A 16032-nucleotide genomic window follows, 5' to 3' on the forward strand; every position below is an offset into this window, starting at 1 on the left:
GCCCCGGGCTGCCCGCCGCCCGCCGGGCCGTCGGGGCCCTCCCCCGCCCGGGGGCGTGCCCACCACAGCGCGGAGAGCGCCACCAGGCCGTGGATCAGCGCGATCCGCAGCCCCAGCGCCTGGCCGTCGCCGAGGACGCGGTCGGCCGCCGCAGCGTCCGCCGCGAGGATGCGGAGCAGCTGGAGGACGGCGGCGGCGATGACGACCGCCACCAGGGTCTGCCGCCACAGCGCGAACTCCGCCCGGATGCGCTCCCGGCCGCGGGCGGGCGGCTTCGGCGGTTTCGGGCCCCGGCCGGTGCGGTGGGCGGCGTGCGCGTCGGCCCAGCGCACCAGCCGATGGCCGTAGGACACCGTGAATCCCAGGTAGAGCGCGGCCAGGACGTGGCGCGTCCCGGGTTCGGCTCCCCGCGCCAGATCGACGGCGGTGGCCGTCAGCAGCAGCACGTCGATGAGCGGGACGCACAGCAGCAGGACCGCGCCGGCCCGGGGCCGGTGCAGCAGGTAGCGCAGCGCCAGGCCGGCGCCCAGGACGAGCCAGAAGCCGATCTCCGCGGCGACGATCAGCGCAATGATCACAGCGACCTCCTCGTGGTCTCCCACGAGCCTGCCGCCGCTGCCCGCCCCCGCGCGTCGTCGGACGAGACGACCGTGCCCCGCCGGCCTGCACCCTTCGGCGTACGCCTGCGCCGCGCGCCGGGGCGGGGGCGGCACCGCAGGGGCCCGGGCTCAGCCCAGCAGGGCCGCCAGCAGTCCCACCACCGCTACCACGCCGAGGACGACGGCCGCGACACGGAAGCCGCGCTCCTTCTTCCCCTCGGAGCTCAGCAGCTCCTCCTGGGTGCGGGTGGAGACCAGGTGGAGGCCGCCGTCGGCCGGCGCCCCCACCACCAGGCGCCCCGTGGAGTCGTCGGCCTCGCCGTGGACGAACACCGTCCGGCCCGGCAGCAGCGCCCACTCCTCGTACCGGTAGCCGACGGTTCCGCTGCGGGACCCGATCGGCAGCGAGAACGAGCCGAAGGTGATCGCGTTCTGCCCCCGGCCGCCGCCCTTCTCGAAGTTGTCGAGGATCTTCTCCGGCTGGTCCACCCCCTTGCCGGGGCTGACCAGCACGTCGCCGGTGGCGTCCCGGACGCGGAAGTCCGCCCCGCTGGTGTGCTCGGAGACGACGCGGCTGCGTTCCTGCCGCTTGGTGTTGCCGTTGTTGTCCCGCACGGTCTCCCAGTACTTGTGGGTGACCTTGTGGCGGTGCCAGACGCACTCGCGCTGCGCCAGCTGGGAGGTGAGCGGCTGCCCGTCCGGCTGGACGGCGCCGACGACCTCGACCGCGTAGCGGAACTGGCCCGGTCCGGCCGCGTCGCCGGCGGCCCGGTGCAGCTGGTTCACCTCGTCGGCGGTGAACGTCTCCACCCTGCGCAGCGTCTTCGCACGGCCCTGCGCCGAGCGGGCCGCGAAGAAGCAGACCACCGCGGCGACCGCTGCTATGAGACCGATCCAGATCATGGAACCCCCTAGTCGTACCGATGAGCACGCCCCCGGGGCGCCCACCGGTTCCAGGGGCCGAGCGGCCCGCACGTCCCGTCCGTCCGCCGGGCGAGCCCGGCGCCGCGGCCCGTCCCCGGTGCGGCCGTATCAACCTATCGGGCAGCATGGGCACCATGAGCCGGCGCCGACCGCATCGTGACGACCTGGTGATCTGCGTCGCCGGGCTGGCGGCGGGGGTCCTCAGCTGGCGGCTGGGGCTGTACAACGACCCGACGGCCGGTGCCCGCTGGGGCGCGCTGGTGCTGGTGCCGCTGGCGGTGATGGCCGGGGCGGAGCTGCTGCGGCGCATCGCGCCGCTGACGGGGCTGGGGGTGGGTGTCCTCGCGCTGGTCGCGGACGTGTTGACCGGGTCGCTGCTGGTGACGGTGGTGATGTTCAGCGACCTGGTCTACGCGGCGGCCTGCTACGGCCCCCGGCGTGCCGCGCGGGCGCTGGTCCCGGCCTCCGTCGCCTGCTCGGTGGGGGTGACGGTGGGGGTGCTGGTGCTGGTGCGGCGGCCGGAGGCACTGGTGCTGGGGGCGGTCCTGGCGCTGGTCACCCTGGCCCCGGCCTCCAGCGGCCTGTTGGTGCGGGGCCACCGGGAGGCCGCTGACGCCGAGCGGCTGCGGGCCGAGCAGACGGCGCTGCTGGCGGAGATGGACCGGACGCAGGCGGTGGTGGCGGAGCGGTCGCGGATGGCGCGGGAACTCCACGACGTGGTGGCGGGACACCTCTCGGCCATCGCGATCCATGCGACCGCCGCGCTGGCGCGCGACGAGGCGGAGGCCCGGCAGCGGGCGCTGGGCGTGATCCGGGAGAACAGCACGCAAGGGCTCGCGGAGATGCGGCGGCTCATCGGCATCCTGCGGGAGGCCGGGGACGCCGCGGCGCCGGGGCCGGGCGAGTCGGGGCCGACGGGTCCGACGGGGTCGTCGGACCCGGTCGCGCCGACCCTCGACGGGCTCGACGCCCTGGTGGCACGGTCGGGGCGCGGCGGTGCGGCGGCGGGGCTGCGCTTCGAGCTGGTGAACGGCGCCGCCGGGGCCGGACCGCTGCCGGCCCCGGTGGAGCTGGCCGCGTACCGGGTCGTCCAGGAGGCGCTGGCCAACGCCGTGCGGCACGCGGCGCCGGGAACGGTGCGGGTGGAGCTGCGGATCGAGGGCGGGGCGCTGCTGGTGGCGGTGGCGAGTCCGCTGGGCGAGAGCCGCTCACCGCGGGTGGCGAGCGCGGGGGCGGGGCTGGTGGGGATGGCGGAGCGGGCCGAGCTGCTCGGCGGCACATTCACGGCCGGGCCGGAGCCGGCGAGGGCCGGCGGGCCGGGCGCGTGGTGGTGGGTGCGGGTCTCGCTGCCCGTGGACGGCCGGCGCCCCGGCGGCACGGAGCGGACTGCGGAGTCGGAGAGCCCCGGTGGGGCCGGAGAGGCGGACGGATGAACGCGGCGGACAGCGAGCGCGGGGCGGACGGCGGGCACGGGGCGGATCGGCCGGAGAGCGCGCTGCGCGTGGTGGTGGCCGAGGACCAGTCCGCGGTGCGCGCGGGGCTGGTGCTGATCCTCACGGGAGCGCCGGACATCGAGGTGGTCGCCGAGGTGCCGGACGGCGAGCGGGCGGTGGCCGCCGCCCGGGAGTTCCGGCCGGACGTGGTGCTGATGGACGTGCAGATGCCGCGGCTGGACGGCGTGGCGGCGACCCGCCTGATCGCCCGGGAGGGGCTGGCGGACGTGCTGGTGCTGACCACGTTCGACCTGGACGAGTACGTCTTCGGGGCGCTGCGGGCCGGGGCGGCGGGTTTCCTGCTCAAGGACGCGGAGGCGTCGGAGCTGGTGACCGCGGTCCGCGCGGTGGGGCGGGGCGAGGGGGTGATCGCGCCGGCGGTGACCCGCCGGTTGATCGCCGAGTTCGGGCGGGTCCCGGCGGGGTCGGCGGCGGCAGCGGCCCGGGAGCGCGAGGCGCGGCTGGCGCCGTTGACGCCGCGGGAGCGGGCGGTGCTGGTCGAAGTGGCGCAGGGGCTGTCCAACGCGGAGATCGGACGGCGTCTCGGCATGGCGGAAGCCACCGCGAAGACCCATCTCAGCAGGGTGCTCACCAAGCTCGACCTGCGCAGTCGCGTGCAAGCAGCCATGTTGGCACGGGAGTTGGGGCTGGTCTGAACGGCCGGTGCGGGCGCGGTGCGGCGGATTCCGCATGGGTCGAGACCTATTGACCGCTGGTCTGGACCAGTCCTAATCTCATCGCATCTGCTGTGAGCGCATTCATGACAAGTCGTGCTCGCGGGCGGCGCAGATTCCCCCTCGATCTGTCTGACCGACCCCCCGGGAGTTCCCTTGCTGTCAACGACCTCGGAAGATCACAGATCCCGCCTCAGTCGCAGGCTGGTCACCCTCCTCGTCGTCCTCGCCCTGCCGCTCACCGCGCTCGTCGCGCTGGCGAGCCCGGCCCAGGCGGCGACCGCCACCGCGTCCTTCACCCGGACCACCCAGTGGGAATCCGGCTACGACGCCCGCTGGACCGTGACCAACACGGGCAGCACCCCGCTCCAGGGCTGGACCGTCACCTGGACCTTCCCCGAGGGCACCTCCACCTCCACCCTCTGGGACGGGACCCTCACCCGGGACGGCAACCGCTACACCGTCACCAACGCCGGTTGGAACGGCACCCTGGCCCCCGGGGCGAGCACCTCCTTCGGCTTCAGCGCCCGGGGCACCGGCGACCCGATCGACTGCCGGGTCAACGGCTCCCCCTGTGACGGCGGCTCGGACCCGACCGACCCCGACCCCACGGACCCGGACCCCACGGACCCGGACCCCACGGACCCGGACCCCACGGACCCGGACCCGACCGACCCGACGGACCCGACGGACCCGACCGACCCCGGCAACCCGGGCAACCCCGGTGACTCGGTCGTCACCGGCTACTTCACCGAGTGGGGCGTCTACGACCGCAACTACCACGCCCGGAACATCGTCACCTCCGGCTCGGCCGAGCGGCTCACCCACATCAACTACGCCTTCGGCAACGTGCAGAACGGCCGCTGCACCATGGGCGACGCCTACGCGGCGACCGACCGCGCCTACACCGCCGCCGAGAGCGTCGACGGGGTGGCCGACACCTGGGACCAGCCGCTGCGCGGCAACTTCAACCAGCTACTCAAGCTCAAGGAGCAGTACCCCCACCTCAAGATCGTGTGGTCGTTCGGCGGCTGGACCTGGTCCGGTGGCTTCCCCGACGCGATGCAGGACCCCGAGGCGTTCGCCCGCTCCTGCTTCGAGCTGGTCAACGACCCGCGCTGGGAGGGCGTCTTCGACGGCATCGACCTGGACTGGGAGTACCCCAACGGCTGCGGGCTCAGCTGCGACAGCAGCGGGCCGCGCATCTTCGGCGACATGATGAAGGCGTTCCGGGCCGAGTTCGGCGACCAGCTGGTCACCGCCGCCATCACCGCCGACGCCTCCACCGGCGGCAAGATCGACGCCGTCGACTACGCCTACGGGGCGGAGTACTCGGACCTGATCCACGTCATGACGTACGACTTCTTCGGGGCGTTCGCAGCGCAGGGGCCGACCGCCCCGCACTCCCCGCTGACCTCCTACCCGGGCATCCCGGCCCAGGGCTTCAACAGCGCGGACGCCATCGCCAAGCTGAAGGCGCAGGGTGTCCCCGCGGAGAAGCTCACCCTCGGCATCGGCTTCTACGGCCGGGGCTGGACCGGGGTCACCCAGTCCGCGCCGGGCGGCAGCGCGACCGGGGCGGCCCCGGGCCGCTACGAGGCGGGGATCGAGGACTACAAGGTCCTCAAGGAGCGGTGCCCCGCCACCGGCACCGTCGGCGGGACCGCCTACGCCCACTGCGGCACCCAGTGGTGGTCCTACGACACCCCGGCCACCGTCCTGTCGAAGATGGCCTGGGCGAACCAGCAGGGCCTCGGCGGCGCGATGTTCTGGGAGCTGAGCGGTGACACCACCAACGGCGAGCTGATCCGCGCCATCGACCAGGGGCTGAACGGCTAGCCCCACTCCCGGGCGGGCCCACCCCGCCCCACCCGGCACCGGCCGGGGAGACGGTCCGCCCGCCGTCTCCCCGGCCGGCACACGTTCCGGCCACGGAACGCCGTCCGGCAGCCGCTCCCGGGTCGGGCCCCGGGAGCGGCGACGCTCGGCGCCCCCGTGGGATCGACGTCGGACGCCCGCGGAGACGCGCGGAGACGACACAGCCGCAGGCGGGAGACCTGCGGCTCGGGAACTGCGGGGTGCGGGGTGCGGGGCTGCCGCGGGGCGGGTTCGGACACGGGCGCGCCGCGCGGGGCTGCGACCGGTGGAGCCGGACGGGGCTCAGGCGACGTTGACGCGCTGGCCGGGCGGTGCCGCCTCCAGCCAGGCGAGGAACCCCGTGAGGGCGTCCTCGCTCATCGCCAGCTCCAGGTCCATCGACTCGTGGCGACACGCCAGGACGACGGCACCGGAGAGGAGCGCCAGCTCCTCCTCGCCGTGGGGCCTGCGGCGGTCGCGCACCTGGATGCTGTCGCGCCGCAGCGTCATCCGCGGGCGGGGCGCGTAGGAGAAGACACGGAACCACTCGATGTGGTCACCGTTGTACCGGGCGACCCCGTAGACCCACCCCTTGCCGGGCGACGTACCCGCCGCCGGGGGGGTCCACCGGGCACTGCAGTCGAACGTGCCGCCGGGACGCTGGATCAGCCGCCGGCGGACGCCGAACGCGAGCAGTCCCACCGGCACCAGTGCCAGCAGGACCGCGCACACCACGAGTACGAGGACCATCTACGAGCGACCTCCTCGAACTCCGGTGATTCGTCGGGACCGCGGTCAGTTCTTCCTGGCCGCTGCCGCGAGACGTACGTGGGCGCGACGCTCCGCGTGGGAGTCGGTGTCGGCCTTCGCCTTCTCCAACGCACGCTCGGCGCGCTCGACGTCGATCTCGTCGGCCAGCTCGGCGATCTCCGCGAGCACCGACAGCTTACCGTCAGCGTAGGAGAGGAATCCGCCGTGCACCGCCGCGACGACCGTGCCCTGCCCGCTCTCGCCGGTGGTGCGGATCGTCACGGGACCCGTCTGCAGCACGCCCAGCAGCGGCTGGTGGTTGGGCATGATGCCGATGTCACCCGACGTGGTGCGGGCGATGACCATGTCGGCCTTGCCCGACCAGACACTGCGGTCCGCCGCGACCAGCTCGACGTCCAGCTCAGCCACGATGGCTCCTTAACGATGGAAAGCTGATGAGTTGGGAAGTGGGGCCGTCTTCCGCGAACGGCTCCGGGAGTGTCCCGAGGGGGGGCGGGGCGGCACCCCGCCCCCCTCGGGAACGATCCGGGTGTCAGGAGACGCCCAGCTCCTTGGCCTTGGCGTGGAGGTCGTCCAGGCCACCGCACATGAAGAACGCCTGCTCCGGGTAGTGGTCGAAGTCACCGTCGGCGATCGCGTTGAACGCCGTGATCGACTCGTCCAGGGAGACGTCCGAACCGTCCATGCCGGTGAACTGCTTCGCCGCGTGGGTGTTCTGCGACAGGAAGCGCTCGATGCGGCGGGCGCGGTGGACGGTGAGCTTGTCCTCCTCGCCCAGCTCGTCGATACCGAGAATGGCGATGATGTCCTGGAGGTCCTTGTACTTCTGCAGGATTCCCTTGACACGGGAGGCCGTGTCGTAGTGGGCCTGCGTGATGAAGCGCGGGTCCAGGATGCGCGAGGTGGAGTCCAGCGGGTCCACCGCCGGGTAGATGCCCTTCTCCGAGATCGGACGGGAGAGCACCGTGGTGGCGTCGAGGTGCGCGAACGTGGTCGCCGGCGCCGGGTCGGTCAGGTCGTCCGCGGGGACGTAGATCGCCTGCATCGAGGTGATCGAGTGACCACGCGTCGAGGTGATCCGCTCCTGGAGCAGACCCATCTCGTCCGCCAGGTTCGGCTGGTAGCCCACCGCGGAGGGCATGCGGCCCAGCAGGGTGGAGACCTCGGAACCGGCCTGGGTGAAGCGGAAGATGTTGTCGATGAAGAACAGCACGTCCTGCTTCTGCACATCGCGGAAGTACTCCGCCATGGTCAGACCGGCCAGGGCGACGCGCAGACGGGTCCCCGGGGGCTCGTCCATCTGGCCGAAGACCAGCGCGGTCTGCGGGAGCACGCCGGACTCGGCCATCTCCTCGATGAGGTCGTTGCCCTCACGAGTGCGCTCGCCGACGCCGGCGAACACGGAAACGCCCTCGTGCAGCTTGGCCACACGCATGATCATTTCCTGGATGAGGACGGTCTTGCCGACGCCCGCACCACCGAACAGACCGATCTTGCCGCCCTTGACGTACGGGGTCAGCAGGTCGACGACCTTCAGGCCGGTCTCGAACATCTCGGTCTTGGACTCGAGCTGGTCGAAGTCCGGGGCCTTGCGGTGGATCGGCCAGCGCTCGGTGACCTCGGCCTCGGCCTCGGGGTCGTTGAGGATCTTGCCCAGGGTGTTGAACACCCGGCCCTTGGTGACGTCACCGACGGGGACGGTGATCCCGGTGCCGGTGTCGGTCACCGTGGCCTGGCGGACCAGACCGTCGGTGGGCTCCATGGAGATCGCGCGGACCAGACCCTCACCGAGGTGCTGCGCCACCTCCAGCGTCAGGGTCTTGGTGGCACCCGCGGCGGTGGGGTCCAGCACCTCCGCCGTCAGCGCGTTGTAGATCTCCGGCATGGCGTCGACGGGGAACTCCACGTCGACGACCGGGCCGATGACCCGTGCGACGCGGCCCGTCGCCGTCTCAGCAGCAGTAGTCATGATTACCTGTCACTCCCCGCGGTCGCGTCGGCCAGGGCGGACGCACCGCCGACGATCTCGCTGATTTCCTGGGTGATGTCGGCCTGGCGGGCCGCGTTCGCAAGCCGCGTGAGCGACTTGATGAGGTCCTGGGCGTTGTCGGTGGCCGACTTCATCGCCCGGCGGCGGGCCGCGTGCTCGGAGGCGGCCGACTGCAGCAGCGCGTTGTAGATCCTGCTCTCCACGTAGCGCGGCAGCAGCGCGTCCAGCACCTGCTCGGGGCCCGGCTCGAACTCGTAGAGCGGACGGGCCTCGACACCCTGCGCGAACACGGCCGCGGAGTCCTCGGCGCTCCGGGAGAACGTCAGCGGCAGCATCCGGCGCTCGACCGGGGTCTGCGTCATCATCGAGCGGAACTCGGTGAAGACGATGTGCAGCTCGTCCACCCCGCCGTCGGCCGTGTCGCGCTCTATCGCCTCGATGAGCGGCGCGGCGACGGCCTTGGCGTCGGAGTACTCCGGGCTGTCGGTGAAGCCGGTCCAGGAGTCGGAGATCGGACGCTCACGGAAGGTGTAATAGCTGACGCCCTTCCGTCCGACCACGTAGTGGTCGACCTGCTTGCCCTCGGCGACCAGCTGCGCGGTGAGGTGCTCCGACGCCTTGAGGGCGTTGCTGGAGTACCCGCCGGCGAGCCCGCGGTCGCTGGTGATCAGCAGCAGCGCCGCCCGCGTCGGCCGGGGGGCCTCCGTGGTCAGCGGGTGCTTCACGTCGGTGGCCGCGTAGGCCACCGACGTGACCGCGTTGGTCAGCTCCTCGGCGTACGGGGAGGAGGCGTCCACCTTGCGCTGGGCCTTGATGATGCGCGAGGCGGCGATCATCTCCATCGCCTTGGTGATCTTCTTGGTCGCAGTGACGGATTTGATCCGCCGCTTGTAGACCTTGACCTGGGCTCCCATGCTCAGCCCTCGCCCAGGAGCTGGCCGTCCGAGGTCTCGAACTGCTGCTTGAACTTGTTCACCGCGACACCGATGGCGGCGACGGTGTCCTTGGACATCTTCTTGCCCTCGCGGATGGAGGTGAGAAGGTCCTTCTCCTCGCGGCCCAGGTGGTCCAGGAGCTCCCGCTCGAAGCGGCGGATGTCGCCGACCGGGATGTCGTCCATCAGACCGTTGGTGCCGGCCCAGACGGAGACGACCTGGTTCTCGGTCGGGAAGGGGTTGTACTGCTCCTGCTTGAGCAGCTCCACCATCCGCTTGCCGCGCTCCAGCGCGGACTTCGAGGCGGCGTCCAGGTCGGAACCGAAGGCGGCGAACGCCTCCAGCTCGCGATACTGGGCCAGGTCGACACGGAGCGAACCGGTGATCTGCTTGACCGCCGGGTGCTGCGCGGAGCCACCGACACGGGAGACCGAGATACCCACGTTCAGCGCGGGACGGACGCCCGCGTTGAAGAGGTCGGACTCCAGGAAGCACTGGCCGTCGGTGATGGAGATGACGTTGGTCGGGATGAACGCCGAGACGTCGTTGGCCTTGGTCTCGACGATCGGCAGACCGGTCATCGAACCGGAGCCCATCTCGTCGGAGAGCTTGGCGCAGCGCTCCAGCAGACGGGAGTGCAGGTAGAAGACGTCGCCCGGGTAGGCCTCGCGCCCCGGCGGGCGACGGAGCAGGAGGGAGACGGCGCGGTAGGCGTCGGCCTGCTTCGACAGGTCGTCGAAGATGATCAGGACGTGCTTGCCCTCGTACATCCACTGCTGGCCGATGGCCGAGCCGGTGTAGGGGGCGAGGTACTTGAAGCCCGCCGGGTCGGAGGCGGGGGCGGCCACGATGGTGGTGTACTCCAGCGCGCCGGCCTCCTCCAGGGCACCGCGCACCGAGGCGATGGTGGAGCCCTTCTGGCCGATGGCGACGTAGATGCAGCGGACCTGCTTCTTCGGGTCGCCGGTGCGCCAGTTGGCGCGCTGGTTGATGATGGTGTCGACCGCGAGGGCGGTCTTGCCGGTCTGCCGGTCGCCGATGATCAGCTGACGCTGACCGCGGCCGATCGGGGTCATCGTGTCGACGGCCTTGTAGCCGGTCTCCATCGGCTCGTGCACCGACTTGCGCTGCATGACCGTGGGCGCCTGCAGTTCCAGCGCGCGGCGGCCCGAGGTCTCGATGTCGCCGAGACCGTCGATGGGGGCGCCCAGCGGGTCGACGACCCGGCCGAGGTAGCCCTCGCCGACACCGACCGAGAGCACCTCACCGGTGCGCTGCACCGGCTGGCCCTCCTCGATGCCGCTGAACTCGCCGAGCACGACGGCACCGATCTCGCGCTCCTCGAGGTTGAGGGCGAGGCCGAGGGTGCCGTCCTCGAACTTCAGAAGTTCGTTCGCCATCGCCGAGGGAAGACCCTCGACCTTCGCGATGCCGTCACCGGCAGCGCTGACCGTGCCGACCTCTTCGCGCGAGGCGGCGTCCGGCGTGTACGACTGGACGAAATTCTCCAGCGCGTCCCGGATCTCATCCGGCCGGATCGTGAGCTCCGCCATCTGGGTTCCCTGCTCTCCTTGTTGGGACCGTAAGTCTTCGTACGGCCCAACTCGGGCCGCTGAACACTGCTTCTTGAGTTGGTAGGGCGCGCTATCCGCCGGCCCGCGCACGGGCCGGCCGGACGTTCGCGCTCAGCCCGCCATCCGGCGCCGGACCTCGTCGAGGCGGTCGGCGACGGTGCCGTGGATGACCTCGTCCCCGATCCGGACCGAGATCCCGCCGAGGACCGAGGGGTCCACATCCAGGTTCAGCTGGATGTCCCGGCCGTACATGCGGCCGAGCGCACCGGCGAGCCGGCTCTTCTGCCCGTCGCTGAGCGGAACCGCGGAGACCACGACGGCGACCGAGCGGTTGCGCCGCTCCGCTGCCAGTCGGGACAGCGATTCCAGGCCCGCCTCCAGGCTACGTCCCCGCGGGCGGAGGACGAGCCGGGCGATGAGCCGCTGGGTGGTGGGTGCCACGCGGCCGCCGAGCAGCCGCTCGACGAGGTTGTTGCGCGCGGAGCGCAGCGCCTCGCCGGAGTCCTTGCCGCTGAGCGTGGAGCGCAGCTCCGGGGCACCGGCGAGGATGCGGCCGAACCGGAAGAGTTCGTCCTCCACCGAGTCCAGCGTCCCGGCACCCTCGGCCGCGATCAGGTCGGCGGTGTCCGCCAGCTCCTCCGTCGCGTCGACCAGGTCACGCGAGGTGGACCAGCGGGCACGCACCATGCCGGACACCAGGTCGACGGCCTCGCCGCTGATCTGGCCGCCGAGGAGGCGGCCGACCAGGTCGGCCTTGGCCTCACCCGGCTGGGAGGGGTCGGTCAGGACACGGCGCAGCGAGACCTCGCGGTCCAGCAGCGCCGTGACCTGCGCCAGGTCGTCGGCCAGGGAGGTGGCGTCCACACCGGTGGAGTCCACCAGGGTGTTCAGCCGTCCCCGCGCGGCGACCAGCGCCTCGCGGCTCACTCCACCGGTCATCGGCCCGCCTCGGCCTTCTCCTCGAGGTCATCGAGGAAACGGTCGATGGTGCGGCTCTGACGGGCGTGGTCCTCCAGGGACTCCCCGACGAGCCGACCGGCGAGGTCGATGGCGATCTTGCCGACGTCCTGGCGCAAGGCCTCGGCCGCCTGCTGACGCTCCGCGGAGATCTGGGCGTGGCCGGCGGCGATGATCTCCTCGCGCTGGCGCTGGCCCTCCTCCCGCATCTCGGCGATCAGCGTGGCGCCCTGCTCCTGGGCCTCCTGACGCAGTCGGGAGGCGTCCCGCCGGGCGTCGTCGAGCTGCGCGCGGTACTCCTCAAGGGTCTGCCGCGCTTCGGCCTGGACGGCCTCAGCCTTCTCCATGCCGCCCTCGATGGCTTCCCGCCGCTCGTCCAGCGCCTTGTTGATGGCCGGGAGGAGCTTCTTGTGGAAGGCGAGGTAGACGACACCGATGCAGATCAGACCGATGACGATCTCAGGCCAGACGGGCAGCAGCGGACTCTGCGGCCCGTCGGCGGCCAGCTGAATCATCATGGTGGACCTTTCGTCGTGAACGGCTCGGGGGGAGGGCCCGTCAGGAGAAGATGAACGGGGTGACGAAGCCGATCAGGGCCAGCGCCTCGACGAGGGCGGCACCGAGGAGCATGTTCTGACGGATGAGGCCGGCGGCCTCGGGCTGGCGGGCGATGGCCTGCACGCCGTTGCCGAAGATGTAACCGACACCGATACCGGCGCCGATGACACCGATGCCGTAGCCGATGGTGCCGATGTTGCCGTTGACGGCGGCGAGGGTCTCGAAAGCAGCGGACATGTCCGTGGTTCCTTCTCTGTGGTAGGCCGGTGGACATGTGTCCACCGGTCGTCTGGCGGCCGGGGACCGCGAGGTCCCCGTCGGGTGGGTCGGAAGAAGCGGGTCAGTGCGGCTCTTCCAGCGCGCCCGAGATGTAGGTCGCGGTGAGGATCGTGAAGACGTAGGCCTGGAGCGCCTGGATGAAGAGCTCGAAGACCGTGATCACCAGGGTCATGAACAGCGAGCCGAAGGCGAAGAAGGTGCCGACGACGGTGCCGAGCATGTACCAGGCGCCGATGAGGAAGACCAGGATCAGCACGTGGCCGGCGAACATGTTGGCGAACAGACGCACGGCCAGCGTGAAGGGCCGCAGGAAGACGTTCGACAGCAGCTCGATCGGCGTGACGATCACGTAGATCGGCTTCGGCAGCCCACCCGGCACGCAGAGGTTGCGGATACCGCCGACGAAGCCGTTCGTCTTGAAGGTCACCGTCATGTAGGTGACCCAGACCACCAGCGCGAGCGCGATGGGGTAGGCGATGATCGACGAGGCCGGCAGCTGGGCGACCGGGACGACGGCCCAGAGGTTGAACATCCAGACCGTGAAGAACAGCGTGACCAGCAGCGGCACGAAGGACTCGGCCTGCTTGCCGATGACCGCGCGGCCGATCCCGGTGCGCACGAAGTCGTAGAGGACCTCGGCGACCATCTGCAGCTTGCCCGGGACGACCTTCGCCTTGCCGAACGCCGCCCAGAAGAAGCCGACGACCAGCAGCGAGCCGAGGATCGCGAGCAGCGCCGGCTTGTTGAATTCGAAGCCGCCGATGCTGAAGATCGGCTCGAACTGGAACGACCAGAGCGAAGGAGCGGGGTAGCCGCAGTCCTGGAAGAGATGGCAGTCGGTCTCGAAGGCGAGCGTCTGGTCGCTATTCACCGCGAGCTCCTTCGGCATGACGCATGGATACGGCTACCTCGCGTGTGGGCGTGGCGGCGTGCCACGGAACGGCACTGGACTGGGTGGGTGACGGGATGAGGAGCCGGCCGGCTGCAACGCCACGCCGCCCCAAGGGAGTCCGGGGGGAACGCGCGGCTGTCCCGTACAGCGCGCGTGCCGACATCGGCCGAGGCTCCGGCGACGGACGATAGCAGCCCGGGGTGGACCCGCGTATGCCGCCCCCCGTAAGGGCGGCGCCGACGGCGCCCGACATCAGTCGGTGGCCTTGTCGTCGGTGCCGCGGGCGGTGGTGTCGGTGTTCTGGTCGGTCACCACGTAGGGGGTCTTGACCTTCAGGTTTCCCTGGATCTGACCCGCGAGCCAGGACACCATCGCCACGAAGACTCCCGCGGCGAAGAGTTGGCCGTCCAGGAACGAGGCGTCACGGAGGACGACCAGCAGGACCAGGAGGAGGAGGATCTTCGTCGTGTAGACGAAGACCGCTGCCGCCATGAGCAGATCGGGCCGGTGGTGGACCACCTTGGCCAGGGCGAACTGCCCGGATGCGAAGAAGAGTCCTCCGACGAGCACGCCGAGGCCGACGCTCACCGCCCCCTCGGACCCGCGCAGCACGGTGGCCGCCACGAGGGCGATCACACCGGCCACGGCAGTGAAGAGCGCGGCGCCGCGGATGATCCGGGCGTCGTTGGGCTGCATGAAGTGGCTCTCCGGCAGGCGTCAGGGGTCTTCGTTGACGGGGAGTCCCAAGAGCGAGACGCGCTCCATCGGGACTACGTGAACGCTATCACAAACTATTTGATGAGGTCTTTACCTAGTTCGTGTGCAGGAACTCACACGGGCGGGGTAACAGGGGCACCACTGGTTGACGGCCGTCCGGGGGACCCCGGCCGTGCGCCCGACGGGCCCGCAGGCGCAGGCCAGAGCGGTCACGAGCCCCGCCGGGCGGAGCCGCCCGCCACGCTGCGGTGACCGTCCTGGGAGCCCTTCCCGGCCCCCTCGTGGCGCTCCTCCGCAGCCACGTCGTCGGCACCGGAATGCTTCTCCGCGCCGTCGGGGTGCGCCGGGCGCGCGGCGGTGGCCGGCGCGCTCCGGCGGCGGGCCGACGGCCGGCGGGCGAAGCGACGCCGCTCCCCCACCGCCGTGGCGCCACTGAGCCCCTGGCCCACCGCCTCCTCACGGTCCGCCGAGACGGTCGCCTCCGGCCTGCGGTACCGCGGCGGCACCAGCCGCTGCGCCCAGAGCGGCACCCGCGGGGTGAACCGCGGCAGCAGCAGCAGGACCAGGCCCACCGCGCTCAGCAGCACGATGATCGAGACCACCAGCACGCTTTCGCCCTGCACGGTGAAGCCGATGGTGCCGAAGGCGATCAGCGCCGACCAGAAGTACATGAGCAGCACGGCGCGGCTGTGGCTGTGGCCGATCTCCAGCAGCCGGTGGTGCAGGTGCCCGCGGTCGGCGGCGAACGGGGACTGCCCGTTCCAGGTCCGGCGCACCACCGCCAGCAGCAGGTCCGCGACGGGGACGGCGATGATGGTCAGCGGCAGCAGCAGCGGGATGTACACCGGCACCATCTCGTGGACGGTCTGCCGCACCGAGCCCGGGAAGAGGTTCAACCGGTCCGGGTCGACCTGGCCGGTCACCGACGCCGCGGAGGCGGCCATCACGAGCCCGAGCAGCATCGACCCCGAGTCGCCCATGAAGATCCGCGCGGGGTGCATGTTGTGCGGCAGGAATCCCAGGCACATGCCGATCAGCACGGCGGAGAACAGCGTGGCGGGCGCGGCCGCCTCCACACCGTGGCCGTACCAGAGCCGGTAGGTGTAGAGGAAGAACGCGGCCGCGGCGATGCAGACCATGCCGGCGGCGAGCCCGTCCAGGCCGTCGACGAAGTTCACCGCGTTGATCGTGACGACGACCAGCGCGACCGTCAGCAGGGTCGACTGCACCGGCGTCAGCGCCACCACCCCCACCCCGGGGATCGGCAGCCAGAGGATCGCCAGCCCCTGCATCACCATGACGCCGGCCGCGATCATCTGGCAGCCGAGCTTGACCAGGGCGTCGACGCCCCACTTGTCGTCCAGCACACCCAGCAGCCAGATGAGACCGGCGCCGGCGAGCAGGGCCCGCGGTTCGCTGGAGGAGGTGAAGACCTCACCGATCTTGCTCAGCTGCGAGGCGACGAGCAGGCCCGCGCAGAGCCCGCCGAACATCGCGATGCCGCCCAGTCGCGGGGTCGGCTCGCGGTGCACGTCCCGTGCGCGGATCTGCGGCACGGCACCGACGGCGATCGCGAACTTCCGCACCGGGCCGGTCAGCAGATACGTCACGGCCGCTGTCACGCAGAGCGTCAGCAGGTATTCGCGCACGGGCTCCCCTGTGTGATTCGGACCTCAGGGCCCACACCCTAGCTCTCGACCGCGGGCCTCCCGAACGCTCCCACCTGCCGCGGACGGCCGGCCGGGTCGCCCGGTGCACCGCGCCGCCGTGCGGTCACCGCGGGTGAGGAACACCCGCGGCCCGCCCGCGGCG

General features: G+C 71.5%; 16 protein-coding genes. 3 read left to right on the forward strand and 13 right to left on the reverse strand.

Annotated elements, in window-relative coordinates; genetic code table 11:
* Together HCN56_RS05045 and HCN56_RS05050 are read right to left on the reverse strand one after the other, a co-directional pair.
* A partial coding sequence (locus HCN56_RS05045) for a hypothetical protein (protein WP_167968262.1) occupies positions 1-578 on the reverse strand: 578 nt, incomplete at its 3' end.
* A 150-nt stretch (positions 579-728) separates the two neighbouring features.
* Positions 729-1502, reverse strand: coding sequence for a GIDE domain-containing protein (locus HCN56_RS05050; protein ID WP_167968263.1), 774 nt, complete (start codon positions 1500-1502; stop codon positions 729-731).
* A 155-nt stretch (positions 1503-1657) separates the two neighbouring features.
* On the opposite strand from HCN56_RS05050, the gene HCN56_RS26925 reads away from it, so the two are divergent.
* The 3 genes from HCN56_RS26925 (at position 1658) to HCN56_RS05065 (ending at position 5529) form a co-directional block, all read left to right on the forward strand.
* Positions 1658-2956, forward strand: coding sequence for a sensor histidine kinase (locus HCN56_RS26925; RefSeq protein WP_167968264.1), 1299 nt, complete (start codon positions 1658-1660; stop codon positions 2954-2956).
* A complete protein-coding gene (locus HCN56_RS05060) occupies positions 2953-3672 on the forward strand; it encodes a response regulator (protein WP_167968265.1) in 720 nt (239 codons plus the stop codon). The genes HCN56_RS26925 and HCN56_RS05060 overlap by 4 nt, the downstream gene beginning before the upstream one ends.
* Before the next feature lie 177 nt (positions 3673-3849).
* Positions 3850-5529, forward strand: coding sequence for a glycosyl hydrolase family 18 protein (locus tag HCN56_RS05065; RefSeq protein WP_167968294.1), 1680 nt, complete (start codon positions 3850-3852; stop codon positions 5527-5529).
* 321 nt (positions 5530-5850) lie between these two features.
* On the opposite strand, the gene HCN56_RS05070 is transcribed toward HCN56_RS05065, so the two are convergent.
* The 11 genes from HCN56_RS05070 to HCN56_RS05120 all read right to left on the reverse strand — a co-directional run bounded on the left by HCN56_RS05070 (position 5851) and on the right by HCN56_RS05120 (position 15869).
* Complete coding sequence (locus HCN56_RS05070; protein ID WP_167932491.1) at positions 5851-6297, reverse strand: DUF2550 domain-containing protein; 447 nt, start codon at positions 6295-6297, stop codon at positions 5851-5853.
* A 45-nt stretch (positions 6298-6342) separates the two neighbouring features.
* On the reverse strand, positions 6343-6726 hold the full coding sequence (locus tag HCN56_RS05075; RefSeq protein WP_167968266.1) for a F0F1 ATP synthase subunit epsilon: 384 nt from the start codon (positions 6724-6726) through the stop codon (positions 6343-6345).
* A 124-nt stretch (positions 6727-6850) separates the two neighbouring features.
* Positions 6851-8287 carry a F0F1 ATP synthase subunit beta gene (atpD, locus tag HCN56_RS05080; RefSeq protein WP_167968267.1) on the reverse strand — a complete coding sequence of 479 codons (1437 nt, stop codon included), beginning with the start codon at positions 8285-8287 and terminating at the stop codon, positions 6851-6853.
* 2 nt (positions 8288-8289) lie between these two features.
* Complete coding sequence (locus HCN56_RS05085; RefSeq protein WP_167968268.1) at positions 8290-9222, reverse strand: F0F1 ATP synthase subunit gamma; 933 nt, start codon at positions 9220-9222, stop codon at positions 8290-8292.
* Between the two features lie 2 nt (positions 9223-9224).
* Positions 9225-10796: a F0F1 ATP synthase subunit alpha gene (gene atpA, locus HCN56_RS05090; RefSeq protein WP_167968269.1), complete on the reverse strand. Its 1572-nt coding sequence runs from the start codon at positions 10794-10796 to the stop codon at positions 9225-9227.
* A 132-nt stretch (positions 10797-10928) separates the two neighbouring features.
* Positions 10929-11756: a F0F1 ATP synthase subunit delta gene (locus HCN56_RS05095; protein WP_167968270.1), complete on the reverse strand. Its 828-nt coding sequence runs from the start codon at positions 11754-11756 to the stop codon at positions 10929-10931.
* The gene (locus tag HCN56_RS05100; protein WP_167968295.1) at positions 11753-12289 is read right to left on the reverse strand and encodes a F0F1 ATP synthase subunit B; all 537 of its coding nucleotides are present in this window, start codon (positions 12287-12289) and stop codon (positions 11753-11755) included. The genes HCN56_RS05095 and HCN56_RS05100 overlap by 4 nt, the downstream gene beginning before the upstream one ends.
* A gap of 43 nt (positions 12290-12332) precedes the next feature.
* The gene (atpE, locus tag HCN56_RS05105; RefSeq protein ID WP_167968271.1) at positions 12333-12569 is read right to left on the reverse strand and encodes an ATP synthase F0 subunit C; all 237 of its coding nucleotides are present in this window, start codon (positions 12567-12569) and stop codon (positions 12333-12335) included.
* A gap of 103 nt (positions 12570-12672) precedes the next feature.
* On the reverse strand, positions 12673-13500 hold the full coding sequence (gene atpB / locus HCN56_RS05110; protein WP_167968272.1) for a F0F1 ATP synthase subunit A: 828 nt from the start codon (positions 13498-13500) through the stop codon (positions 12673-12675).
* 255 nt (positions 13501-13755) lie between these two features.
* On the reverse strand, positions 13756-14199 hold the full coding sequence (locus HCN56_RS05115) for a Cg1360 family ATP-synthase-associated protein (RefSeq protein ID WP_167968273.1): 444 nt from the start codon (positions 14197-14199) through the stop codon (positions 13756-13758).
* A gap of 230 nt (positions 14200-14429) precedes the next feature.
* Entirely contained in the window at positions 14430-15869 is a 1440-nt protein-coding gene (locus HCN56_RS05120) for an MraY family glycosyltransferase (protein WP_167968274.1), read from the reverse strand.
* Between the last annotated feature and the right edge of the window lie 163 nt (positions 15870-16032).

This window comes from Streptomyces lonarensis (assembly GCF_012033735.1).
Classification (GTDB): domain Bacteria; phylum Actinomycetota; class Actinomycetes; order Streptomycetales; family Streptomycetaceae; genus Streptomyces; species Streptomyces lonarensis.

Excerpts from the sequence above, each read along its gene's own strand:
- HCN56_RS05085 (WP_167968268.1), bottom strand. The coding sequence starts at position 9,222 with ATGGGAGCCCAGGTCAAGGTCTACAAGCGGCGGATCAAATCCGTCACT.
- HCN56_RS05115 (WP_167968273.1), bottom strand. The coding sequence starts at position 14,199 with ATGCAGCCCAACGACGCCCGGATCATCCGCGGCGCCGCGCTCTTCACT.
- atpD (WP_167968267.1), bottom strand. The coding sequence starts at position 8,287 with ATGACTACTGCTGCTGAGACGGCGACGGGCCGCGTCGCACGGGTCATC.
- HCN56_RS05095 (WP_167968270.1), bottom strand. The coding sequence starts at position 11,756 with ATGACCGGTGGAGTGAGCCGCGAGGCGCTGGTCGCCGCGCGGGGACGG.
- atpE (WP_167968271.1), bottom strand. The coding sequence starts at position 12,569 with ATGTCCGCTGCTTTCGAGACCCTCGCCGCCGTCAACGGCAACATCGGC.
- HCN56_RS26925 (WP_167968264.1), top strand. The coding sequence starts at position 1,658 with ATGAGCCGGCGCCGACCGCATCGTGACGACCTGGTGATCTGCGTCGCC.
- HCN56_RS05060 (WP_167968265.1), top strand. The coding sequence starts at position 2,953 with ATGAACGCGGCGGACAGCGAGCGCGGGGCGGACGGCGGGCACGGGGCG.
- HCN56_RS05050 (WP_167968263.1), bottom strand. The coding sequence starts at position 1,502 with ATGATCTGGATCGGTCTCATAGCAGCGGTCGCCGCGGTGGTCTGCTTC.
- atpB (WP_167968272.1), bottom strand. The coding sequence starts at position 13,500 with ATGCCGAAGGAGCTCGCGGTGAATAGCGACCAGACGCTCGCCTTCGAG.
- HCN56_RS05100 (WP_167968295.1), bottom strand. The coding sequence starts at position 12,289 with ATGATTCAGCTGGCCGCCGACGGGCCGCAGAGTCCGCTGCTGCCCGTC.
- HCN56_RS05070 (WP_167932491.1), bottom strand. The coding sequence starts at position 6,297 with ATGGTCCTCGTACTCGTGGTGTGCGCGGTCCTGCTGGCACTGGTGCCG.
- atpA (WP_167968269.1), bottom strand. The coding sequence starts at position 10,796 with ATGGCGGAGCTCACGATCCGGCCGGATGAGATCCGGGACGCGCTGGAG.